Source organism: Pseudomonas sp. S06B 330 (assembly GCF_002845275.2).
Taxonomy (GTDB): Bacteria; Pseudomonadota; Gammaproteobacteria; order Pseudomonadales; family Pseudomonadaceae; genus Aquipseudomonas.
Map to the genome: position 1 here is coordinate 643,495 of NZ_CP088149.1, position 22,685 is coordinate 666,179.

At 57.0% G+C, this 22,685-nt stretch carries 20 protein-coding genes, 2 tRNA genes and 2 rRNA genes; 13 read left to right on the plus strand and 11 right to left on the minus strand.

The window, feature by feature from the left end:
• Positions 1–64 precede the first annotated feature (64 nt).
• The 5 genes from trpE to CX511_RS02995 all read left to right on the plus strand — a co-directional run bounded on the left by trpE (position 65) and on the right by CX511_RS02995 (position 4,867).
• Positions 65–1,546, plus strand: a complete 1,482-nt coding sequence (gene trpE / locus CX511_RS02975; protein WP_101293359.1) for an anthranilate synthase component I — start codon at positions 65–67, stop codon at positions 1,544–1,546.
• Positions 1,547–1,623: 77 nt separating this feature from the next.
• Complete coding sequence (locus tag CX511_RS02980; protein WP_045180385.1) at positions 1,624–2,217, plus strand: aminodeoxychorismate/anthranilate synthase component II; 594 nt, start codon at positions 1,624–1,626, stop codon at positions 2,215–2,217.
• Between the two features lie 9 nt (positions 2,218–2,226).
• Positions 2,227–3,276, plus strand: a complete 1,050-nt coding sequence (trpD, locus tag CX511_RS02985; protein ID WP_101293358.1) for an anthranilate phosphoribosyltransferase — start codon at positions 2,227–2,229, stop codon at positions 3,274–3,276.
• Entirely contained in the window at positions 3,273–4,109 is an 837-nt protein-coding gene (gene trpC / locus CX511_RS02990; protein ID WP_045180380.1) for an indole-3-glycerol phosphate synthase TrpC, read from the plus strand. Before trpD ends, trpC begins: the two co-directional genes overlap by 4 nt.
• Before the next feature lie 53 nt (positions 4,110–4,162).
• On the plus strand, positions 4,163–4,867 hold the full coding sequence (locus CX511_RS02995; RefSeq protein WP_101293357.1) for a lipoate--protein ligase family protein: 705 nt from the start codon (positions 4,163–4,165) through the stop codon (positions 4,865–4,867).
• Here CX511_RS02995 and crp read toward each other — a convergent pair.
• Positions 4,864–5,508 (minus strand): cAMP-activated global transcriptional regulator CRP, encoded by a 645-nt coding sequence (gene crp, locus CX511_RS03000; protein WP_045180374.1) that lies wholly within the window; start codon positions 5,506–5,508, stop codon positions 4,864–4,866. The two genes, CX511_RS02995 and crp, sit on opposite strands and share 4 nt — an antisense overlap.
• A 190-nt stretch (positions 5,509–5,698) precedes the next feature.
• Here crp and CX511_RS03005 point away from each other — a divergent pair, with 190 nt between their 5' ends.
• Positions 5,699–6,121, plus strand: coding sequence for an OsmC family protein (locus tag CX511_RS03005; RefSeq protein WP_038616192.1), 423 nt, complete (start codon positions 5,699–5,701; stop codon positions 6,119–6,121).
• On the opposite strand, the gene CX511_RS03010 is transcribed toward CX511_RS03005, so the two are convergent.
• From CX511_RS03010 to hemJ, 8 genes are all read right to left on the minus strand, one after another.
• Positions 6,097–6,567 carry a hypothetical protein gene (locus CX511_RS03010; protein ID WP_101293356.1) on the minus strand — a complete coding sequence of 157 codons (471 nt, stop codon included), beginning with the start codon at positions 6,565–6,567 and terminating at the stop codon, positions 6,097–6,099. The genes CX511_RS03005 and CX511_RS03010 overlap by 25 nt on opposite strands.
• Before the next feature lie 2 nt (positions 6,568–6,569).
• On the minus strand, positions 6,570–7,610 hold the full coding sequence (locus CX511_RS03015) for a hypothetical protein (protein ID WP_045180364.1): 1,041 nt from the start codon (positions 7,608–7,610) through the stop codon (positions 6,570–6,572).
• 8 nt (positions 7,611–7,618) lie between these two features.
• Positions 7,619–8,266, minus strand: a complete 648-nt coding sequence (gene coq7, locus CX511_RS03020) for a 2-polyprenyl-3-methyl-6-methoxy-1,4-benzoquinone monooxygenase (RefSeq protein WP_045180361.1) — start codon at positions 8,264–8,266, stop codon at positions 7,619–7,621.
• A 65-nt stretch (positions 8,267–8,331) separates the two neighbouring features.
• Positions 8,332–8,670: a histidine triad nucleotide-binding protein gene (locus tag CX511_RS03025; RefSeq protein ID WP_045180357.1), complete on the minus strand. Its 339-nt coding sequence runs from the start codon at positions 8,668–8,670 to the stop codon at positions 8,332–8,334.
• A gap of 71 nt (positions 8,671–8,741) precedes the next feature.
• On the minus strand, positions 8,742–9,515 hold the full coding sequence (locus CX511_RS03030; protein WP_045180354.1) for an SDR family NAD(P)-dependent oxidoreductase: 774 nt from the start codon (positions 9,513–9,515) through the stop codon (positions 8,742–8,744).
• A 75-nt stretch (positions 9,516–9,590) separates the two neighbouring features.
• Positions 9,591–10,052, minus strand: a complete 462-nt coding sequence (locus CX511_RS03035; RefSeq protein ID WP_101293355.1) for a DUF805 domain-containing protein — start codon at positions 10,050–10,052, stop codon at positions 9,591–9,593.
• A 31-nt stretch (positions 10,053–10,083) separates the two neighbouring features.
• Complete coding sequence (locus tag CX511_RS03040) at positions 10,084–11,040, minus strand: NAD(P)H-dependent flavin oxidoreductase (protein WP_045180351.1); 957 nt, start codon at positions 11,038–11,040, stop codon at positions 10,084–10,086.
• Positions 11,041–11,073: 33 nt separating this feature from the next.
• Positions 11,074–11,499, minus strand: coding sequence for a protoporphyrinogen oxidase HemJ (gene hemJ, locus CX511_RS03045; protein ID WP_045180348.1), 426 nt, complete (start codon positions 11,497–11,499; stop codon positions 11,074–11,076).
• A 142-nt stretch (positions 11,500–11,641) separates the two neighbouring features.
• Between hemJ and argC the strand changes: the two genes are divergently transcribed.
• Entirely contained in the window at positions 11,642–12,676 is a 1,035-nt protein-coding gene (gene argC, locus CX511_RS03050; RefSeq protein ID WP_045180345.1) for an N-acetyl-gamma-glutamyl-phosphate reductase, read from the plus strand.
• 165 nt (positions 12,677–12,841) lie between these two features.
• Positions 12,842–13,192 (plus strand): iron-sulfur cluster insertion protein ErpA, encoded by a 351-nt coding sequence (gene erpA / locus CX511_RS03055; RefSeq protein WP_028942121.1) that lies wholly within the window; start codon positions 12,842–12,844, stop codon positions 13,190–13,192.
• Between the two features lie 60 nt (positions 13,193–13,252).
• Here erpA and CX511_RS03060 read toward each other — a convergent pair whose 3' ends face one another.
• Both CX511_RS03060 and CX511_RS03065 read right to left on the minus strand, forming a co-directional pair.
• Positions 13,253–14,344 carry an anhydro-N-acetylmuramic acid kinase gene (locus CX511_RS03060; protein WP_101293354.1) on the minus strand — a complete coding sequence of 364 codons (1,092 nt, stop codon included), beginning with the start codon at positions 14,342–14,344 and terminating at the stop codon, positions 13,253–13,255.
• A gap of 3 nt (positions 14,345–14,347) precedes the next feature.
• Positions 14,348–15,772, minus strand: a complete 1,425-nt coding sequence (locus CX511_RS03065) for a peptidoglycan DD-metalloendopeptidase family protein (protein ID WP_045180336.1) — start codon at positions 15,770–15,772, stop codon at positions 14,348–14,350.
• Between the two features lie 209 nt (positions 15,773–15,981).
• Between CX511_RS03065 and tyrS the strand changes: the two genes are divergently transcribed.
• The 5 genes from tyrS (at position 15,982) to CX511_RS03090 (ending at position 22,622) form a co-directional block, all read left to right on the plus strand.
• Complete coding sequence (gene tyrS / locus CX511_RS03070) at positions 15,982–17,181, plus strand: tyrosine--tRNA ligase (RefSeq protein WP_045180333.1); 1,200 nt, start codon at positions 15,982–15,984, stop codon at positions 17,179–17,181.
• 543 nt (positions 17,182–17,724) lie between these two features.
• Positions 17,725–19,261: ribosomal RNA gene (locus tag CX511_RS03075) — 16S ribosomal RNA — on the plus strand.
• Positions 19,262–19,345: 84 nt separating this feature from the next.
• A tRNA-Ile gene (locus tag CX511_RS03080) sits at positions 19,346–19,422 on the plus strand.
• Positions 19,423–19,432: 10 nt separating this feature from the next.
• A tRNA-Ala gene (locus tag CX511_RS03085) sits at positions 19,433–19,508 on the plus strand.
• Between the two features lie 223 nt (positions 19,509–19,731).
• Positions 19,732–22,622 (plus strand): 23S ribosomal RNA (locus tag CX511_RS03090).
• The 16S and 23S rRNA genes sit together here with 2 tRNA genes alongside, the layout of an rRNA operon.
• Positions 22,623–22,685: the final 63 nt, after the last annotated feature.

The following is a 22,685-nucleotide window of genomic DNA, read 5'->3' on the forward strand; positions in this document are numbered from 1 at the left end:
CGCTGCCGGCCGTTGCCGGCCCGTTTGCCTGTTTGACCCATTTGCTGCTTGCCACGAGGCTATCATGACCCGCGAAGAATTCCTGCGCCTGGCCGCTGAAGGCTACAACCGCATTCCCCTGGCCTGCGAGACCCTGGCTGACTTCGACACGCCGCTGTCGATCTACCTGAAACTGGCCGACCAAGCCAATTCCTACCTGCTCGAGTCGGTGCAGGGCGGCGAGAAGTGGGGGCGCTATTCGATTATTGGCTTGCCGTGCCGCACCGTGCTGCGTGTGTATGACCATCAGGTGCGGATCAGTCACGACGGCGTTGAGATCGAGCGCTACGATGTAGAAGACCCGCTGGCCTTTGTTGAGTCCTTCAAAGAGCGCTACAAGGTGCCGACCATCGCCGGTCTGCCACGGTTCAACGGTGGCCTGGTGGGCTACTTCGGCTATGACTGCGTGCGTTATGTGGAGAAGCGTCTGGGCAAGTGCCCGAATCCCGATCCACTGGGTGTACCGGATATTCTGCTGATGGTTTCCGATGCCGTGGTGGTATTCGACAACCTCGCGGGCAAGATGCACGCCATTGTCCTGGCCGATCCAGCCCAGGAAAACGCCTACGAAAACGGTCTGGCCCGTCTTGAAGGGCTGCTTGAGCAACTGCGTCAGCCAATCACTCCGCGCCGCGGCCTGGAACTGGGTGGCCCGCAAGCGGCTGAACCGACCTTCCGTTCCAGTTTCACCCAGAGTGACTACGAGCGTGCGGTCGATACCATCAAGGAGTACATCCTTGCTGGCGACTGTATGCAGGTAGTGCCGTCCCAGCGTATGTCGATTGATTTCAAGGCCGCACCCATCGATCTGTATCGGGCGCTGCGTTGCTTCAACCCGACGCCGTACATGTACTTCTTCAATTTCGGCGACTTCCATGTGGTAGGCAGCTCGCCGGAAGTGCTGGTGCGGGTTGAAGACAACCTCGTCACCGTCCGCCCGATCGCCGGCACACGTCCGCGTGGGGCCACGGAAGAGGCGGATCTAGCACTGGAAGAGGACCTGCTGTCGGATGACAAGGAAATCGCCGAGCACCTGATGCTGATTGATCTGGGCCGCAACGATGCCGGCCGGGTGTCGACAACCGGTACGGTCAAAGTCACCGAGAAGATGGTCATCGAGCGTTACTCCAACGTCATGCACATTGTTTCCAACGTTACCGGTGATTTGAAGGAAGGTCTCAGCGCCATGGATGCGCTGCGCGCAATCCTGCCAGCCGGAACCTTGTCCGGGGCGCCGAAGATCCGCGCCATGGAAATCATCGACGAACTCGAGCCGGTTAAACGCGGCGTCTACGGTGGTGCAGTCGGTTACTTTGCCTGGAACGGCAACATGGACACGGCGATCGCCATTCGCACTGCGGTCATCAAGGATGGCGAACTGCATGTACAGGCTGGTGGCGGCATCGTCGCCGACTCGGTACCTGCACTGGAATGGGAAGAAACCATCAACAAACGCCGGGCGATGTTCCGCGCGGTGGCGCTGGCAGAACAGACGCCACGTAGCTGATTGAAACCCACGGCGCCCGCAGCGCGCCGTCTTGCGCCTGTCCACCCGGCGAAATTGATTCTAGAGGTTGAACCCAGATGCTATTGATGATCGACAACTATGACTCCTTCACCTACAACGTCGTGCAGTACCTCGGCGAGTTGGGTGCTGAGGTCAAGGTCATTCGCAATGACGAGCTGACCATCGCCCAGATCGAAGCCCTGAACCCCGAGCGCATCGTGGTTTCCCCCGGCCCGTGCACCCCGACCGAGGCCGGTGTTTCCATCGAGGCCATCCTGCATTTTGCCGGCAAGCTGCCGATTCTCGGCGTTTGCCTGGGTCACCAGTCCATTGGCCAGGCCTTTGGTGGCGATGTCGTACGTGCCCGCCAGGTCATGCATGGCAAGACCAGTCCGGTACACCACAAGGACCAGGGTGTGTTTGCCGGTCTGAACAATCCGTTGACTGTAACCCGCTATCACTCGCTGGTGGTCAAGCGTGAAACCTTGCCTGAATGCTTGGAGTTGACTGCCTGGACCACCCTTGAAGATGGTTCGGTAGACGAGATCATGGGCTTGCGTCATAAAGAACTGAACATCGAAGGGGTGCAGTTCCACCCTGAGTCGATCCTCACCGAGCAGGGCCACGAGCTGTTCGCTAACTTCCTCAAGCAGACCGGCGGCCGCCGCTAAGGATCGATCATGGATATCAAGAGCGCGCTCAGCCGCATTGTCGGCCACCTGGACTTGAGCACCGAAGAAATGCGCGATGTTATGCGCGAGATCATGACGGGCCAGTGCACTGAAGCGCAGATCGGCGCCTTCATGATGGGCATGCGCATGAAGAGCGAAAGTATCGACGAAATTGTTGGTGCGGTGTCGGTGATGCGTGAGTTGGCTGACAAGGTCGAACTCAACACCCTCGATCAGGTAGTCGACGTGGTTGGCACCGGTGGCGATGGAGCAAACATCTTCAACGTCTCTACCGCTTCCGCTTTCGTTGTTGCCGCCGCCGGCTGCACCGTGGCCAAGCATGGCAACCGTGCTGTCTCAGGCAAAAGCGGTAGCGCTGATCTGTTGGAAGCTGCCGGGATCTACCTGAACCTGACGCCTGTGCAGGTTGCTCGTTGCATTGATAGCGTCGGCATCGGCTTCATGTTTGCCCAGACCCATCACAAAGCCATGAAATATGCTGCTTATCCACGTCGTGACCTAGGGCTGCGTACACTGTTCAACATGCTCGGCCCGCTTACGAATCCGGCCGGTGTGAAACACCAGGTGGTAGGTGTCTTCAATCAAGCCCTGTGTCGGCCGTTGGCTGAAGTACTGCAGCGCTTGGGTAGCAAGCATGTACTGGTGGTGCATTCCAAGGACGGGCTGGACGAGTTCAGCCTGGCGGCACCGACCTTCGTTGCCGAACTGAAGAATGGCCAGATCACTGAATACTGGGTTGAGCCTGAAGACCTTGGCATGAAGAGCCAGAGCCTTCATGGCCTGGCGGTTGAGAGCCCGGAGAAGTCTCTCGAATTGATTCGCGATGCCCTGGGTCGGCGCAAGACCGAAAATGGTCAGAAGGCTGCGGAAATGATCGTGCTCAACGCCGGTGCTGCGTTGTATGCCGCTGACCACGCCATGACCCTCAAGCAAGGTGTCGAGCTTGCCCACGACGCACTGCATACCGGTCTTGCCCGGGAAAAACTCGAAGAACTGGGCGCTTTCACCGCCGTATTCAAGCAGGAGAATGAAGGATGAGTGTGCCGACGGTTCTGGAAAACATTCTGGCGCGTAAGGTCCAGGAAGTCGCCGAGCGTAGTGCCCGGGTCAGCCTCGCCGAGCTTGAGCGTCTGGCCGCCGTCGCTGATGCCCCACGCGGTTTTGCCAATGCGCTGATCGAACAGGCCAAGCGCAAGCAGCCTGCGGTGATTGCCGAGATCAAGAAAGCCTCGCCAAGCAAGGGGGTAATCCGCGAGAACTTCGTGCCGGCCGATATCGCCAAGAGCTACGAGCAGGGTGGGGCCACCTGTTTGTCGGTACTCACCGATGTCGACTATTTTCAGGGGGCCGATGTTTACCTGCAGCAGGCTCGCGCAGCATGCAAGCTGCCGGTGATTCGCAAAGACTTCATGATCGATCCTTATCAGATCGTCGAAGCCCGTGCTCTGGGCGCCGATTGCGTGCTGCTGATCGTCTCGGCGCTGGATGATGTGAAAATGGCTGAGCTGGCGGCCACGGCGAAAGGCGTTGGCCTGGATGTGCTGGTTGAAGTACACGATGGCGATGAGCTGGAGCGGGCCCTGAAAACCCTCGATACGCCGCTGGTCGGCGTCAACAACCGCAACCTGCACACTTTCGAGGTCAGCCTGGAAACTACTCTCGACTTGTTACCGCGGATTCCTCGCGACCGTCTGGCGATTACCGAAAGTGGCATTCTCAACCGTGCGGACGTTGAGCTGATGGAAATCAATGAGGTCTATTCGTTCCTGGTCGGTGAAGCCTTCATGCGCGCCGAGCACCCGGGGCTTGAACTGCAGCGCCTATTCTTCCCTGAGCGGACGGTGCAGAATCCGGTGCAAGGACTGGACTGATTCAACTCTGAAGCCGGCATTGCCGGCTTTTTTGTATCGACAAGGTTTTCGCGATGACTGAGCAACTACTGGATGTGACTGTCGAGACCGGCCTGCATGCCGAGCAGGATCTGCTGGCGGCGGTGTGCAAGGGTGAAAAGGATTACGGCTTGTTGTTCTGGCGACCAACCGACCACGCATTGGTCATGCCGCGACGCATGAGCCGCCAGGAGGGTTTCGAGGCCGCTTGTGCTGAGCTTGCGATTGCCGGCTGGCCAGTTCTGTTGCGTGAAACGGGCGGTGAGCCAGTGCCGCAATCGCCTGCGGTGATCAACATCGCCCTGGTCTATGTGGCGCCGCGTAGCGAAGGCGACCATGGACGTATCGAAAACGCCTATGAACGCCTGTGTCTGCCATTGTGTGACGTGCTGCGTGAATGGGGCGGTCTGGCCTCGGTAGGCGAAATTGAAGGTGCGTTCTGCGATGGGCGTTACAACGTCAACCTCAATGGTCGCAAACTGGTGGGCACCGCCCAGCGCTGGCGTCAGGGTTTGGGCGGCAAACGTCCGGTCGTGCTGGTTCACGGTGCGTTGCTGGTGGACAACGAGCGGGAATCGATGGTGGCGGCGGTCAACCGTTTCAACGAATGTTGCCAGCTAGAGCAGCGCTGCCTGGCGGACAGTCATATCGCCCTGCATGAAGTGATGCCCGAGGCGCCTTTGCTGGAGCGCCTGGGCGAGGCCTACGCTACTGTAATCGAGGGCATAGCCCGCGATTAACGGGTACCGAAGACCACCATGGTCTTGCCCTTGACGTGAACCAGGCTGCGTTCTTCCAGGTCCTTGAGGACGCGGCCGACCATCTCCCGTGAACAGCCGACGATACGCCCGATCTCCTGACGGGTGATCTTGATCTGCATGCCATCGGGGTGAGTCATGGCATCGGGTTGCTTGCACAGCTCCAGCAAACAGCGGGCAACGCGTCCGGTGACGTCGAAAAATGCCAAGTCACCGACCTTGCGTGTGGTGTTGCGCAGCCGCTGGGCCATTTGGCTACCCAGGGCATAGAGAATGTCGGGGTCCTGGCGCGCCAGTTCGCGGAATTTCTCGTAGCTGATCTCCGCCACTTCACATTCGCTTTTGGCTCGAACCCAGGCGCTGCGCTGTTGTTCCTGCCCAGTAGGTTCAAATAACCCAAGCTCGCCGAAAAAATCGCCGCTGTTGAGGTAGGCGATGATCATCTCGTGGCCGTCGTCATCCTCGATCAGGATGGTCACCGAACCTTTGACGATGAATGACAAGCTATCGGCTTTGTCGCCGGCACAGATGATATTGCTCTTGGCCGCAAAGCGGCGCCGCTGGCAATGGGCGAGCAGTTTGTCGATGTTCTTGATCTTCGCTGGAAGGGCTGATGCAACCATGGCTGAATCCCGGTAAGAGGCAACGCTTGTACTTTTTTATAGAGAGTCTGGCCAGCTGCGCCAGTGATTTGGCGTCAGCTTATCAGACGCGTGTATGTATATCGGCAGATTTACTCGCATGCTTGAGCTTTTCCGCCAGGCATTCTAGGTCTAAGCTGGCAGCCTTTTTTCAAACAATGGAGTCCGGATGATGAAGGCGCGTATCCAGTGGGCAGGTGAAGCCATGTTTCTGGGCGAATCAGGCAGCGGCCATGTTGTGGTAATGGACGGTCCACCTGAAGCCGGTGGGCGTAACCTCGGCGTGCGGCCAATGGAAATGCTCCTGCTGGGCCTGGGCGGCTGCAGTAACTTCGATGTGGTCAGCATCCTGAAAAAATCCCGCCAGGCGGTAGAGAGCTGCGAAGCCTTCCTGGAGGCCGAGCGCGCCAGCGAAGACCCGAAAGTATTTACCAAGATTCATCTGAATTTCGTGGTCAAGGGCCGTGGGCTCAAGGACGCTCAGGTCAAGCGTGCGGTGGAGCTTTCAGCCGAGAAGTACTGCTCGGCTTCGATCATGCTCGGTCGGGCGGGTGTTGAGATTACCCATAGCTACGAGATTGTTGAACTCGGCTGATTTGCAGTCATCGTGGGGCCCGTTGGGAACGGGCCTTTCAATGGATCGAGGGCAATCAGCAAGCCCAGCCCAGGAATCAGAGCCAGCAGCAACCAAGGTAGGTTTATGACCCACAGGCCGAGGATTTCTGCACTGCTCCAAGTCGCGCCGAAGGTTTGAGCAAACAACAGGCACTGCAGCAGCATGGTCAATGTGGCAGACAGCACAAAGGCGCCGCAGAGCAGTCGCCTGCTGTGGATAAAACAGCTGGCCAGCAGAAAAAGCAGTTGCCCGGGCGCGGTGAACAGCAGCAGTTCAACCATACTGTTGCTGTCAGGGTCGACCATGCTCGGCAGTGCCAGGCCAAATGGCGTCTGCCCGATACTGGCGTTGATCAGGCACACAAACAGGTAGGCAACCGGCGCCAGTCCCAGGCTTTGTAGCAGGCGTACCGTAAACAGACGCATCTTCAGTGACGTAGGCCTGGGAGCATCTGCTGCAAGCCATGGGGTACCAGTGCGCGCAGACGAGTGCTCAATACTTCGCGATGCTTTTGGTAAAACAGCCCCAGGCCAATCACGCCCAGACCGATTATGCTCAGCACCACTGGGAACAGCAGGGAGTCGGCAAACACTTCGTAGGATAGATAGCCCAGGTATGCGGCTACGCCCATGGCGCCAAAGACCATGAACATTGACCGGCGCAACAGCACCGCCACCCCCATCAGGCCAATATTGATCAGGCAGTACAGGGCCTTGCTCAGTTGGCTGTCGCTTTCCATCAGACTCAGCCCCAGCCAGAACGCCAATAGACCGGCAAGGTAGCCCCAGAACGCAAAGTCCTGACGCGTTCGGCCATCAATGACCAGGAATACCAGAAGCACCATCAGGCCAAACCACAACGATACGCTGAGGCGCTGCTCCCAGGTGAAGCTAAAGCCGTAGAACCATTCGCTCAGGTCCATGGACATGAACCACAGGGCTACGGCAATCGGCATCACAATGAAGGGGAAGGGAATCAGGCGCAGCATCAGCAGGCCGGCAACCACCGTAGCCGCTTCCATTAGCAGCCAGCCGCCTTGCACATAGGTGTAGTAGTTGTGATATCCGGTCTGGGTGTCGTCCATCGGCCAGAAGCCGGTGAGCCGCTCTGCAGCGAACACCGCCAGCGGCACGATACTGACGGCCACAGCGCCAAGCACGCCTGCTGGAATGATCTGGCCACGGCGTTGCATGAACCCGCCTGCCAAGGTCAGGGTGCCAATGTACAGCAACGCGATCAGCAGCAGCGCGCTGTCGCCAATCCGCATCCAGGCCTCGTTGAGTAGCCAGCCCATGGCCGCCATGATCAATAGCGCGCCGAGGTAGAACGCCACATGGGCCAGCTGGAAACTGGCCTGGGTGGCTGGCTGGCGCTTGAGAAACTCAAGCAGTGCCTGGTCCTGGCCGGGGCTCAGAATTCCGGCGCTGACAGCGCGAGCCAGGTCCTTGGCATCGAAGCGTTCCGTCATGGTGTGTCCTAGATACGATAGGTGCTCTTGGTCATGACCTTGGCTATCAAGCTCATGCCAAAGCGCACGGGGGCAGGGAAACGGAAACCGCCAGCCTCAAGGGCCGATTCCGCGTGCTGTTCTTCGTCGACGCGCATCTGCTCAAGGATCGCCCGGGACTTTTCGTCTTCGGTCGGAATCTGCTCCAGATGCTCGTCCAGGTGTTTGCACACCTGATGTTCAGTGGCGGCAACGAAACCCAGGCTGACCTTGTCGCTGACCAGGCCGGCAAGTGCGCCGATCCCAAACGACATACCGTAGAACAATGGGTTGAGTACGCTCGGGTGACTGCCAAGCTGGCGAATACGTTGCTCGCACCAGGCCAGGTGATCGATCTCTTCTTCGGCCGCGTGCTCCATTGCCTTGCGCACTTGTGGCAACTTGGCCGTCAGGGCTTGGCCTTGATACAGCGCCTGGGCGCAGACTTCACCGGTGTGGTTGATACGCATCAGCCCAGCGACGTGGCGGGTCTGGGTATCGTCCAGGGTGGCATCCGGTTGGATGATGGCCGGCGACGGACGGGAAGGTTGGCCGCTGAAGGGCAGCAAGGTGCGCATGGCCGTATCGGCCTGCAGCAACAAGCGGTCGAGCGGCGAATAGTGACGTTCGGTAGCCATCGGGCACCTCCGCAAGAATGTGCCCGACAGTTTACCGCAATCGTGTTGATCGGGCTTGCCCTGGATCAGCCCGGCGGCCAGTGCATCTGGCGCTGACCGAGGACGTGCATGTGAATGTGGTAGACCGTCTGTCCACCCAGCTCGTTGCAGTTCATGACCACGCGGAAACCTTCTTCACAGCCCAGCTCTTTGGCCAGACGTTGGGCGGTGAACAGGATATGTCCTGCCAGCCCCTTGTCCTCTTCGGTCAGGTCATTGAGGGTGCGGATCGGCTTTTTCGGGATGACCAGAAAATGCACCGGTGCTTGTGGGGCGATATCGTGGAAGGCCAGAACCTGGTCGTCCTCGTAGATGATCTTGGCCGGGATTTCCCGGTTGATGATCTTGGTGAACAGAGTTTCCACTACGGTTGCTCCATGTGAGGGATCGGGCCTGAGTGTACTCAGGCTGGGTGTCGACGCCCAGTCCCACGCGCTCAGCGCGGGCAATAAGCCTGATTGATGGCGCCTGCCAGCTTGCGTGTAAGCCAGCGCGACAGCAGCCGCGGGCTAAATGCCAGCCAGTGATTGCGCCGCCCGGGAATGATCAGCGCACGGTTCTTGTCCAGTGCGCGGACGGTGTACAGCGCCACTTCTTCTGGAGTCAGGCAGCGTTGGCCCTTTTCCAGGCGGGGAATACGCCGCAGCGGCGAGCGTACGGGGCCAGGGCAGAGCACTGAGACCTTGATGCCTGTGCGTTTGAGTTCTTCGCGCAGGCCTTCTGAAAAGCTCAGAACATAGGCTTTGCTGGCCGCATAACTGCTCATCCATGGGCCGGGCGCAAAGGCTGCAACAGACGCGACATTGAGAATCTGCCCGCCGCCCTGAACCGCCATGGCGTTGCCCAGTGCGTGGCAAAGACGGGTCAGGGCAAGAATGTTCACTTCGATCAGGTCCTGCTCGTCGCCCCATTCCTGTGCCAGGAACGGCCCATAGCTGCGAATGCCCGCGCAGTTGACCAGCAGATCGATGTGTCGCTCGCTTTCTTCCAGCTCCAACAGGAACCCGGACAAGCGCAGTGGTTCGCCCAGATCGCAGGCGCGAAACAGCACTTCAACGCCAAACCGCTGGGTCAGCTCGATGGCAATGCTTTCCAGCGGGTCACGTTGGCGGGCCACCAGGATCAGATTGCGTCCCCGACGTGCCAGCGCCTCGGCCAGTGCCAGGCCCAAGCCGCTGGAGGCACCGGTGATCATGGCGTAACGGGTCATGCAGTTCTCCAGTCGGGATGGGTGGCCAAAGCGCCCAGTTTACAGGTACAGCGCCAGGCGTGCTGCTGGCAGACGCTAGAACGCGCTCTTGAGTGCCGCTACGCCAATAAAGCCCAGAATCAGTACTGGCCATAGGCAGGCGAGGATCCGTTCGCCGATGCTATTAGGCGCAGGTACAGGGCCAAAGCGGTTGCTACAACGATTACCGGGTACCAACATCAGTAGCAAAATAAACACATAGCCGAACCAGGGTACCAACACCAACAAGCAGAACCAGCCACTGCGGTTCAAATCATGAAGTCGGCGAATGATCAACAGCATGCTCAGGATCTGGGCAATGACCAAGCCGGCTATCAGCAGTAGTCCCGATAGATCCCGCACCACCGTGGTGGCTAACCAAGCCAGTACCAACATACCTGCGATCGTTGCTAGCGCTAACGATAACGTCCAGGCCAGCAGGCGGACCCGGCCGATTCGCCCTTTGGTGCTCATAAATTGAGGTTTGCTGGAGTTCTCCAGGATCAGCGGGGTGTTCATGCAGGCTTCCTTTGCCGTCAAAAATTGTGGATCAGCCCGGCCAGTGTCGACTCAGGGCTGTGGCCGAGGCTTGTGCCTGGCGGTATTCGCTATCCAGGCGAGTAATCAGCTGCTCGACAGAGCACAGCCCGTCGATGGCGCCGACACCTTGCCCTGCAGACCAGACGGTCTTCCAGGCCTTGGCCTCATCGTGAATAGGTTTGAGCTTGGTTTCGGTGTGGCTGCGCAGGGCGGCCATGTCGAAACCGGCGTTTTCCAGGCTCTGGCGCATGAAGCTGGCAGGTACCCCGGAAACCGCAGCGGTGTGGATGATATCGGCCGCCTTGGCCTCTAGCATCATTTCTTTATAAGGACCTGGGGCTTGGCTTTCGTGGGTGGCGATAAAACGGGTGCCAAGATAGGCCAAATCTGCGCCGAGAAGCTGTGCCGCGAGAATTTCATGGCCGCGATTGATGCAGCCAGCCAGCAGTAATGTCTTATCGAAGAACTGACGAATCTCGGCAATGAGCGCGAAAGGGCTCCAGGTACCGGCATGGCCGCCAGCGCCTGCCGCAACGGCGATCAATCCATCGACTCCTGCTTCAGCCGCTTTCTCAGCATGGCGTCGGGTGGTTACGTCATGGAACACCAGGCCACCATAGCTATGCACGGCATCGACCAGCTCCTTAACCGCCCCAAGGCTGGTGATGACGATTGGCACTTTGTGTTCGACGCACAGTGCCAAATCTGCCTGCAGACGCGGATTACTCTGGTGCACGATCAAATTGACTGCATAGGGAGCAGGCTTGGTCAGGGTAGCCAGGCCCGCTTCAATTTCTTCGAGCCAGGCCTTGAAACCGCTACTGTCGCGTTGATTCAGCGCCGGGAAACTACCGACGATCCCATTGGCACAACAAGCCAGTACCAGTTGCGGGTTGGAGATCAGAAACATCGGTGCCGCAACCACCGGCAGGCGCAAGCGTTGTTCAAGCAGGGCAGGCAATGACATGGCGAGTTTCCCGAGGCTAAGTAAGGGTTTAGGTTAGAACGGTTTGACCACCACCAGAATTACGATGGCCAGCAGGATCAGTACTGGCACCTCGTTGAACCAGCGATAGAACACATGGCTGCGAGTGTTTTCGCCGCGAGCGAAGCGCTTGAGCTGAGCGCCACACATATGGTGGTAACCGATCAGCAGGATCACGAGGGTGAGCTTGGCATGCATCCAGCCCTGGCTGAGAAAGCCCGGCGTCAGGCTCATCAGCCAGATACCGAAGACCAAGGTGGCAATCATCGCGGGCAGCATGATGCCGCGGTACAGCTTGCGTTCCATGGTTACGAAGCGTTCCTGGCTAATACTGTCCTGGCTTTGCGCATGGTAGACAAACAAGCGCGGCAGGTAGAACAGCCCGGCAAACCAGCAGACCACGCTGACGATATGCAGCGCTTTGATCCAGAGAAAAAGCATGGAGTTGAGTTCCTTCAGGGTTCACGGTCGTCAGATAGTAGTGGCTAGGGGCCTGACGGGCTATCTCAACAGTTGTGGGCGTGTTTCCGGCCCCCTATTATCGTGGGCTTTCCAGTCGGTTCGTTGATAAGGGGCACGCGTTATGGTCAAGGTTGGTATCGTTGGCGGCACGGGTTATACCGGGGTCGAGTTGCTGCGTCTGTTGGCTCAGCATCCACAGGCTGAGGTGGCGGTCATCACTTCGCGCTCCGAAGCAGGCCTGGCGGTTGCCGATATGTACCCGAACCTGCGCGGCCATTACGATGGCCTGGCGTTCAGCGTGCCAGACGTGAAAACCCTGGCAGCCTGCGACGTGGTGTTTTTCGCCACTCCGCATGGTGTTGCCCATGCCCTGGCGGGTGAGTTGCTGGCGGCAGGTACCAAGGTTATCGACCTGTCTGCTGACTTCCGCCTGCAGGATGCTGATGAATGGGCCAAGTGGTATGGCCAGCCCCATGGCGCTCCTGAGTTGCTCAAGGACGCGGTCTACGGTCTGCCAGAGGTCAACCGCGAGCAGATTCGCCAGGCTCGCCTGATCGCCGTGCCGGGTTGTTACCCGACTGCCACCCAACTGGGCTTCCTGCCACTGCTGGAGGCCGGTATCGCCGACGCTTCGCGCCTGATTGCCGACTGTAAGTCGGGCGTGAGCGGTGCGGGTCGTGGCGCGTCTGTTGGTTCGCTGTTTTGCGAAGCCGGCGAAAGCATGAAGGCCTATGCGGTCAAAGGACACCGGCACCTGCCAGAGATCACCCAGGGCCTGCGCCGGGCAGCAGGCAGCGATGTTGGTCTGACCTTCGTACCACACCTGACGCCGATGATTCGCGGTATTCACTCCACCCTGTACGCGACAGTTGCCGACACCTCGGTTGACCTGCAGTCGCTGTTTGAAAAACGCTATGCCAATGAACCGTTCGTCGATGTGATGCCAGCTGGAAGTCATCCGGAAACCCGTAGCGTGCGCGGTGCCAACGTCTGCCGTATTGCCGTGCATCGGCCGCAGGATGGTGATCTGGTCGTGGTACTTTCTGTCATCGACAACTTGGTCAAAGGCGCGTCGGGTCAGGCCGTGCAGAACCTCAACATCCTCTTCGGGCTTGATGAGCGCATGGGCCTTGCTCACGCGGGCCTGCTGCCCTAAGCCGCAAACGACAAGATACAAGCTGCAAGTTAAAGCCCTGCGCGAACCGCTTATAGCTTGCAGCTAACCGCTTGCGGCTTTTGTATTCTTGACCGATTTTCTCGGAGAAGCGGATAATGCGCGTCATCACGCATTATGGCGGCACAGCGCCGGGAGATAGTCAGCATGAGCGTCGAATCCTTCACCCCCGTAGCTTTGCAGTTCACTGAGGGTGCAGCGCACAAGGTGAAGACCCTGGTCGATGAAGAAGGCAATGATCGCCTGAAGTTACGAGTGTTCGTGACTGGCGGCGGTTGCTCGGGTTTTCAGTATGGTTTTACTTTCGATGAAGACGTCGCTGAAGACGACACTATCGTTGAGCGCGAAGGCGTGGCCCTGGTGGTCGATCCGATGAGTTTCCAGTACCTGGCAGGAGCTGAGGTGGATTACCAGGAAGGCCTGGAAGGCTCACGTTTTGTCATCAAGAACCCGAATGCCAGCACCACATGTGGTTGCGGTTCGTCGTTCTCGATCTGATCGTTAGGTAAGTTGCACCGCAAACGCCGCGCTAATGCGCGGCGTTTTGCTGTGTGCGGGTCAGGCTGGGTAGATTGCGCCGAGCACCCGCAGCCCGCGAGCGCCAGTAACGCTGGGGCGATTGCCGGGAATGCCTTGCAGGCAGCAATGGGCGAGCCAGGCAAAGGCCATGGCCTCGACCCAGTCGGGATCAATGCCATGAGCGGCTGTGCTACTGACCTGTGCGTGGGGTAGAAGCACGGCCAGACGGTCCATCAGTGCACCGTTGTGCGCGCCTCCTCCGCAGACCAGCAGCGCCTGGGTGTCTTCCTGGGCGGCCTGCAAGGAGCTGACTATGCTGTGGGCGGTGAGCTCCAGCAACGTAGCCTGGACGTCAGCATCGGCAATCGCCGGTTGTGTCGTCAGATGGCCCATCAACCACGGCAGGTTAAAGACTTCACGGCCTGTGCTCTTCGGTCCGGTGCCGGCAAAGAACGAGTCGCTGAGCAGGCTAGCAAGCAAGCCAGTGTGCACCTGGCCACTGGCCGCCCAGCTACCATTGGCATCGTAGCTGTGGCCTTGCTTTTGGTGAATCCAGGCGTCGAGTAAAACGTTGCCTGGGCCGCAGTCGAAGCCGCTGACCGGTTTGTCCTGCTCGATCAGGCTGAGGTTGCTGAACCCACCGACGTTGAGCACGGCCAAACGTTGCCCTTGATGCTCGAACAACGCTTCATGAAAGGCCGGGACCAGCGGCGCGCCTTGGCCTCCCGCAGCAACGTCACGGCGCCGAAAGTCTCCGACGACACAGATGCCGCTGAGCTCAGCGAGCAAGGCCGGGTTGCCGATCTGCACGGTGAAGCCGCGTGCCGGTTCATGGCGGATGGTCTGGCCGTGGCTGCCGATGGCGCGAATGTCGGCGGCGGTAAGGCCTTGGGCTGCCAGCAGATGTTCGATTCCCTGCGCTGCCAAACGCACCCACTGTGCCTCAGCCAGTGCTGCGCGGGCGATTTCGTCAGCACCACTGGCGCACAGGCCCAGCAGATCCTGGCGCAGGCTGGCGGGCATGGGAATGTAGTGTGTCGCGAGCAGGTGGGTGTCCTGCCCCTGTTTGATCAAGGCAATGTCCAGGCCATCGAGGCTGGTCCCGGACATCACTCCCAAGTAAAGAGCCATTGCTTAGCGCTTGTTGGAGGCGAGCATGGTGGCTTTTTCCTGGTTCATGCGTGCCACCAGCGGTTGGCTTTGCTGCAGGAAGCGTTGACGCTCGGCCTTGGCGATCGGATCGGCCATTGGCAGCTTCTGCCCCAGTGGGTCGACGTGGACGCCATTGACTTGGAACTCATAGTGCAGGTGTGGCCCGGTGGACAGGCCGGTGGTGCCGATGTAACCGATGACCTGGCCCTGTTTTACGCTACCGCCGGTTTTCACACCTTTAGCGAAGCCCTGCATGTGCCCGTAGAGGGTTTGGTAGCGGTTGCCGTGCTGGATGATAACGGTGTTGCCGTAGCCACCACGACGTCCGGCGAGCAGTACCTTGCCATCACCGGCAGCCTTGATTGGCGTGCCCCGTGGTGCGGCGTAGTCGACACCCTTATGGGCGCGGATCTTGTTCAGGATCGGGTGCTTGCGGCCGGCCGAGAAGCGAGAACTGATGCGGGCGAAATCAACCGGGGTGCGGATGAAAGCCTTGCGCATGCTGTTGCCGTCGGCGGTGTAATAATTGGTATTGCCTTGCTTGTTGGTGTAGCGAATGGCGCTGTAGGTCTTGCCGCGATTGGTAAAGCGGGCAGAGAGGATATTGCCGTTGCCAACCACTTTGTCGCCCATGACCTTCTGTTCGTAGATCACGTCGAACTCATCACCCTGGCGAATATCCTGGGCGAAGTCGATGTCGTAGCCAAAAATCCGTGCCATGTCCATGGTCAGGCTGTGAGGCAGGCCTGCGCGTTGGCCGGAGGCCGACAGCGAGCTCTTGATCATGCCGTGGGCGTAGGCTGAGCGTACTACCGGCTTGCTGACTTCACGATTGAAGGCGTAACCCTTGGTGCTCTTGGTCAGGCGAATGGTTTCCAGGTCGCTGACTTTGCTGTGTAGGCTGGCCAGTTGACCGTCCTTGTCCAGCTCGATCTGCAGCACCTGGCCGCTCTTGAGCTGGCTGAACTGCTTGGCCTGCTTATTACTGGTCAGTACCTCGTGCACGGCGCTGGCCGGCAGGCCGACTTTGGCAAACAGGGTCGACAGGGTATCGCCCCTGCTCACGGTGACTTCGCGATGGCTTGGGTCTTTGGCCGGGGCAGCTGACTCTGGCGCGGGTGCCGCTTCAACCTTGGCTGTTTTCTCGGATGGGGCGCTGCTGTTATCGATTTGAGCAAACGGGGAAGGGCTGGAAGCCTCTGCGTTTTGGGTCAGGGGGGCGTCAGGCCCTTGCTTGAGTTCCTCGGCAGGGCTCTCCAGCTCTAGATTCAGGGTGGTTTTTTTGGCTTCTACTTCGCTGGACGGGAACACCAGCAGGGCCAGACTGAGTAAGGCAGCGATGCCGCTGGCGGCCAACAGATGGCTCTTCGGATAAAGCGGGGGCGCTTTAGGCGGTTCGTTGGTCATAGATGAATTGACTTTGAAATAGATGAATTGGAAAAGATGAATGACATGATGAAGATGAAATAACTGTATAAAATATAACCAAATCCCTTTCAGCGCAAGCGCGCAGACGTCATCAGTCGGCTACGGGGTCACATCCGGGGCAAAAACTTGTAATTGATGGCTGATCTTGTATGGTTGGGGCCCTTTGAATCTGAGCCTGCGGGTCTGTTATGAAGTCGGTTGAAGAGCAGCTAGCGCTGATCAAGCGTGGTGCGGAAGAGGTACTGGTAGAGTCCGAGTTGGTCGAGAAGCTCAAGCGCGGGCAGCCGCTGCGGATCAAGGCGGGTTTTGACCCGACTGCACCCGACCTGCACCTGGGGCATACCGTCCTGATTAACAAGCTGCGTCAGTTCCAGGATCTGGGGCATCAGGTGATTTTCCTGATCGGCGACTTCACCGGCATGATCGGTGACCCGAGCGGCAAGAGCGCCACGCGTCCGCCGCTGACCCGCGAGCAGGTGTTGGATAATGCCGAGACCTACAAGCAGCAGGTGTTCAAGATTCTCGATCCGGCCAAGACCGAGGTTGCGTTCAACTCCACCTGGATGGACAAGCTGACGCCGGCCGACTTCATTCGCCTGGCTTCGCAGTACACCGTGGCGCGCATGCTCGAGCGCGATGACTTCGATAAGCGTTACACCACCAATCAGCCAATCGCTATTCATGAGTTCCTTTACCCATTGGTGCAGGGGTATGACTCGGTAGCGCTCAAGGCTGATGTCGAGCTGGGTGGTACCGACCAGAAGTTCAACCTGCTGATGGGGCGCGAGTTGCAACGCTCGTATGGTCAGGAGGCGCAGAGCGTTGTGACCATGCCGCTGCTCGAGGGGCTCGATGGCGTCAAGAAGATGTCCAAGTCGCTGGGTAACTATGTCGGTATCCAGGAAGCGCCGGGGGTAATGTACAGCAAGCTGGTATCGATCCCTGACTCGCTGATGTGGCGTTACTTCGAGCTGCTGAGCTTCCGTTCAATGGAAGAAATCGAGGTGTTCCGGGCCGACGTGGATGCTGGTGCCAACCCGCGTGACATCAAGATCAAATTGGCCGAAGAGATCGTTGCGCGCTTCCATGGTGAAGAGGCGGCAGCAAACGCTCATCGTGGTGCGGGCAATCGCATGAAGGAAGGCGAGCTTCCGGAAGACCTGCCAGAGGTTGAAGTGCTGGCAAGCGAAGAAATGCCTATCTCTGCTGTCCTTAATAAGGCAGGTCTGGTGAAAAACTCCGCAGCAGCCCGTGATTTGCTTGCTGCCGGCAGTGTTCGCGTCGATGGCGAAGTGGTTGATCGCGGTTTTGTCTTTGCTCTGGGCGCTACCCATGTTTGCCAGGCGGGCAAGAAGGCGTTTGCGCGTATTACCCTGAAGGCTGAGTAAAGTACCTATATATAGAGTGGGGCGCAGGCTGATTTGCAGAAGTTTGAAATTAACCCTTGACGCCCCTGTAGATCTCTCTATAATTCGCCCCACTTCCGGCGTAGTCGGAACGGAAAACTCCTTGAGATTCAACGAGTTAGATGTTCCAAGTAGTGCCGGAGGGGCTTCGATCGAAAGATCGGCAGCGGTGAAAAAGGTGGTTGACAGCGGATTGAAACGCTGTAGAATTCGCCTCCCGCTGACGAGAGATCGCAGCGAGTTAAGCGGTTGAAGTTGAAAGAGAAATTCTGAAAAACTTCAAAATAAACGCTTGACAGACTCTGAGGAAAGCGTAGAATGCGCGCCTCGGTTGAAGCGAAAGACTTCAACCACCGCTCTTTAACAATCGAATCAAGCAATTCGTGTGGGTGCTTGTGACTCAGACTGATAGTCAGAAAGATTATCAGCATCACAAGTGACTGCACGAGGAGTCGAAAGACTTCGAATTAGTCATTTGAGATTGCTGAGCCAAGTTTAGGGTTTTCTCAAAACCCAAGCAGTATTGAACTGAAGAGTTTGATCATGGCTCAGATTGAACGCTGGCGGCAGGCCTAACACATGCAAGTCGAGCGGATGACGGGAGCTTGCTCCTTGATTCAGCGGCGGACGGGTGAGTAATACCTAGGAATCTGCCTGGTAGTGGGGGACAACGTTTCGAAAGGAACGCTAATACCGCATACGTCCTACGGGAGAAAGCAGGGGACCTTCGGGCCTTGCGCTATCAGATGAGCCTAGGTCGGATTAGCTAGTTGGTGAGGTAATGGCTCACCAAGGCTACGATCCGTAACTGGTCTGAGAGGATGATCAGTCACACTGGAACTGAGACACGGTCCAGACTCCTACGGGAGGCAGCAGTGGGGAATATTGGACAATGGGCGAAAGCCTGATCCAGCCATGCCGCGTGTGTGAAGAAGGTCTTCGGATTGTAAAGCACTTTAAGTTGGGAGGAAGGGCATTAACCTAATACGTTAGTGTTTTGACGTTACCGACAGAATAAGCACCGGCTAACTCTGTGCCAGCAGCCGCGGTAATACAGAGGGTGCAAGCGTTAATCGGAATTACTGGGCGTAAAGCGCGCGTAGGTGGTTCGTTAAGTTGGATGTGAAATCCCCGGGCTCAACCTGGGAACTGCATCCAAAACTGGCGAGCTAGAGTAGGGCAGAGGGTGGTGGAATTTCCTGTGTAGCGGTGAAATGCGTAGATATAGGAAGGAACACCAGTGGCGAAGGCGACCACCTGGGCTCATACTGACACTGAGGTGCGAAAGCGTGGGGAGCAAACAGGATTAGATACCCTGGTAGTCCACGCCGTAAACGATGTCAACTAGCCGTTGGAATCCTTGAGATTTTAGTGGCGCAGCTAACGCATTAAGTTGACCGCCTGGGGAGTACGGCCGCAAGGTTAAAACTCAAATGAATTGACGGGGGCCCGCACAAGCGGTGGAGCATGTGGTTTAATTCGAAGCAACGCGAAGAACCTTACCAGGCCTTGACATCCAATGAACTTTCCAGAGATGGATTGGTGCCTTCGGGAACATTGAGACAGGTGCTGCATGGCTGTCGTCAGCTCGTGTCGTGAGATGTTGGGTTAAGTCCCGTAACGAGCGCAACCCTTGTCCTTAGTTACCAGCACGTTATGGTGGGCACTCTAAGGAGACTGCCGGTGACAAACCGGAGGAAGGTGGGGATGACGTCAAGTCATCATGGCCCTTACGGCCTGGGCTACACACGTGCTACAATGGTCGGTACAGAGGGTTGCCAAGCCGCGAGGTGGAGCTAATCTCACAAAACCGATCGTAGTCCGGATCGCAGTCTGCAACTCGACTGCGTGAAGTCGGAATCGCTAGTAATCGCGAATCAGAATGTCGCGGTGAATACGTTCCCGGGCCTTGTACACACCGCCCGTCACACCATGGGAGTGGGTTGCACCAGAAGTAGCTAGTCTAACCTTCGGGAGGACGGTTACCACGGTGTGATTCATGACTGGGGTGAAGTCGTAACAAGGTAGCCGTAGGGGAACCTGCGGCTGGATCACCTCCTTAATCGACGACATCAGCTGTTTCATAAGCTCCCACACGAATTGCTTGATTCATTGAAGAAGACGATATCGGTAACAGCTCTTAACTGGGTCTGTAGCTCAGTTGGTTAGAGCGCACCCCTGATAAGGGTGAGGTCGGCAGTTCGAATCTGCCCAGACCCACCAGTTTCTTGTTGGGGCCATAGCTCAGCTGGGAGAGCGCCTGCCTTGCACGCAGGAGGTCAGCGGTTCGATCCCGCTTGGCTCCACCACCCCCTTGTTACCATGTCAAAGCTTAGAAATGAATATTCGCATCGAATATTGATTTCTGAACTTTTTCAGAATCGTTCTTTAAAAATTTGGGTATGTGATAGAAAGATAGACTGGACAGCACTTTCACTGGTGTTTGTTCAGGCTAAGGTAAAATTTGTGAGTTTTCATGAATTTTCGGCGAATGTCGTCTTCACAGTATAACCAGATTGCTTGGGGTTATATGGTCAAGTGAAGAAGCGCATACGGTGGATGCCTTGGCAGTCAGAGGCGATGAAAGACGTGGTAGCCTGCGATAAGCTTCGGGGAGTCGGCAAACAGACTTTGATCCGGAGATCTCTGAATGGGGGAACCCACTCAGCATAAGCTGAGTATCTTGTACTGAATACATAGGTGCAAGAGGCGAACCAGGGGAACTGAAACATCTAAGTACCCTGAGGAAAAGAAATCAACCGAGATTCCCTTAGTAGTGGCGAGCGAACGGGGACTAGCCCTTAAGTGGCTTTGAGATTAGCGGAACGCTCTGGAAAGTGCGGCCATAGTGGGTGATAGCCCTGTACGCGAAAATCTCTTAGTCATGAAATCGAGTAGGACGGAGCACGAGAAACTTTGTCTGAATATGGGGGGACCATCCTCCAAGGCTAAATACTACTGACTGACCGATAGTGAACCAGTACCGTGAGGGAAAGGCGAAAAGAACCCCGGAGAGGGGAGTGAAATAGATCCTGAAACCGTATGCGTACAAGCAGTGGGAGCCTACTTTGTTAGGTGACTGCGTACCTTTTGTATAATGGGTCAGCGACTTATATTCAGTGGCGAGCTTAACCGAATAGGGGAGGCGTAGCGAAAGCGAGTCTTAATAGGGCGTTTAGTCGCTGGGTATAGACCCGAAACCGGGCGATCTATCCATGGGCAGGTTGAAGGTTAGGTAACACTGACTGGAGGACCGAACCGACTACCGTTGAAAAGTTAGCGGATGACCTGTGGATCGGAGTGAAAGGCTAATCAAGCTCGGAGATAGCTGGTTCTCCTCGAAAGCTATTTAGGTAGCGCCTCATGTATCACTGTAGGGGGTAGAGCACTGTTTCGGCTAGGGGGTCATCCCGACTTACCAAACCGATGCAAACTCCGAATACCTACAAGTGCCGAGCATGGGAGACACACGGCGGGTGCTAACGTCCGTCGTGAAAAGGGAAACAACCCAGACCGTCAGCTAAGGTCCCAAAGTCATGGTTAAGTGGGAAACGATGTGGGAAGGCTTAGACAGCTAGGAGGTTGGCTTAGAAGCAGCCACCCTTTAAAGAAAGCGTAATAGCTCACTAGTCGAGTCGGCCTGCGCGGAAGATGTAACGGGGCTCAAACCATGCACCGAAGCTACGGGTATCACTTAGGTGATGCGGTAGAGGAGCGTTCTGTAAGCCTGTGAAGGTGAGTTGAGAAGCTTGCTGGAGGTATCAGAAGTGCGAATGCTGACATGAGTAACGACAATGGGAGTGAAAAACTCCCACGCCGAAAGACCAAGGTTTCCTGCGCAACGTTAATCGACGCAGGGTTAGTCGGTCCCTAAGGCGAGGCTGAAAAGCGTAGTCGATGGAAAACAGGTTAATATTCCTGTACTTCTAGTTATTGCGATGGAGGGACGGAGAAGGCTAGGCCAGCTTGGCGTTGGTTGTCCAAGTTTAAGGTGGTAGGCTGAGATCTTAGGTAAATCCGGGATCTTAAGGCCGAGAGCTGATGACGAGTTGCCTTTAGGCGACGAAGTGGTTGATGCCATGCTTCCAAGAAAAGCTTCTAAGCTTCAGATAACTAGGAACCGTACCCCAAACCGACACAGGTGGTTGGGTAGAGAATACCAAGGCGCTTGAGAGAACTCGGGTGAAGGAACTAGGCAAAATGGCACCGTAACTTCGGGAGAAGGTGCGCCGGTGAGGGTGAAGGACTTGCTCCGTAAGCTCATGCCGGTCGAAGATACCAGGCCGCTGCGACTGTTTATTAAAAACACAGCACTCTGCAAACACGAAAGTGGACGTATAGGGTGTGACGCCTGCCCGGTGCCGGAAGGTTAATTGATGGGGTTAGCTAACGCGAAGCTCTTGATCGAAGCCCCGGTAAACGGCGGCCGTAACTATAACGGTCCTAAGGTAGCGAAATTCCTTGTCGGGTAAGTTCCGACCTGCACGAATGGCGTAACGATGGCGGCGCTGTCTCCACCCGAGACTCAGTGAAATTGAAATCGCTGTGAAGATGCAGTGTATCCGCGGCTAGACGGAAAGACCCCGTGAACCTTTACTATAGCTTTGCACTGGACTTTGAATTTGCTTGTGTAGGATAGGTGGGAGGCTTTGAAGCGTGGACGCCAGTTCGCGTGGAGCCATCCTTGAAATACCACCCTGGCAACTTTGAGGTTCTAACTCAGGTCCGTTATCCGGATCGAGGACAGTGTATGGTGGGTAGTTTGACTGGGGCGGTCTCCTCCTAAAGAGTAACGGAGGAGTACGAAGGTGCGCTCAGACCGGTCGGAAATCGGTCGTAGAGTATAAAGGCAAAAGCGCGCTTGACTGCGAGACAGACACGTCGAGCAGGTACGAAAGTAGGTCTTAGTGATCCGGTGGTTCTGTATGGAAGGGCCATCGCTCAACGGATAAAAGGTACTCCGGGGATAACAGGCTGATACCGCCCAAGAGTTCATATCGACGGCGGTGTTTGGCACCTCGATGTCGGCTCATCACATCCTGGGGCTGAAGCCGGTCCCAAGGGTATGGCTGTTCGCCATTTAAAGTGGTACGCGAGCTGGGTTTAGAACGTCGTGAGACAGTTCGGTCCCTATCTGCCGTGGACGTTTGAGATTTGAGAGGGGCTGCTCCTAGTACGAGAGGACCGGAGTGGACGAACCTCTGGTGTTCCGGTTGTCACGCCAGTGGCATTGCCGGGTAGCTATGTTCGGAAGAGATAACCGCTGAAAGCATCTAAGCGGGAAACTTGCCTCAAGATGAGATCTCACTGGAGCCTTGAGCTCCCTGAAGGGCCGTCGAAGACTACGACGTTGATAGGTTGGGTGTGTAAGCGCTGTGAGGCGTTGAGCTAACCAATACTAATTGCCCGTGAGGCTTGACCATATAACACCCAAGCAATCTGCAACGCAGATTGTGGTGGTGAAGACGAAATGAACCGAAAGTTCG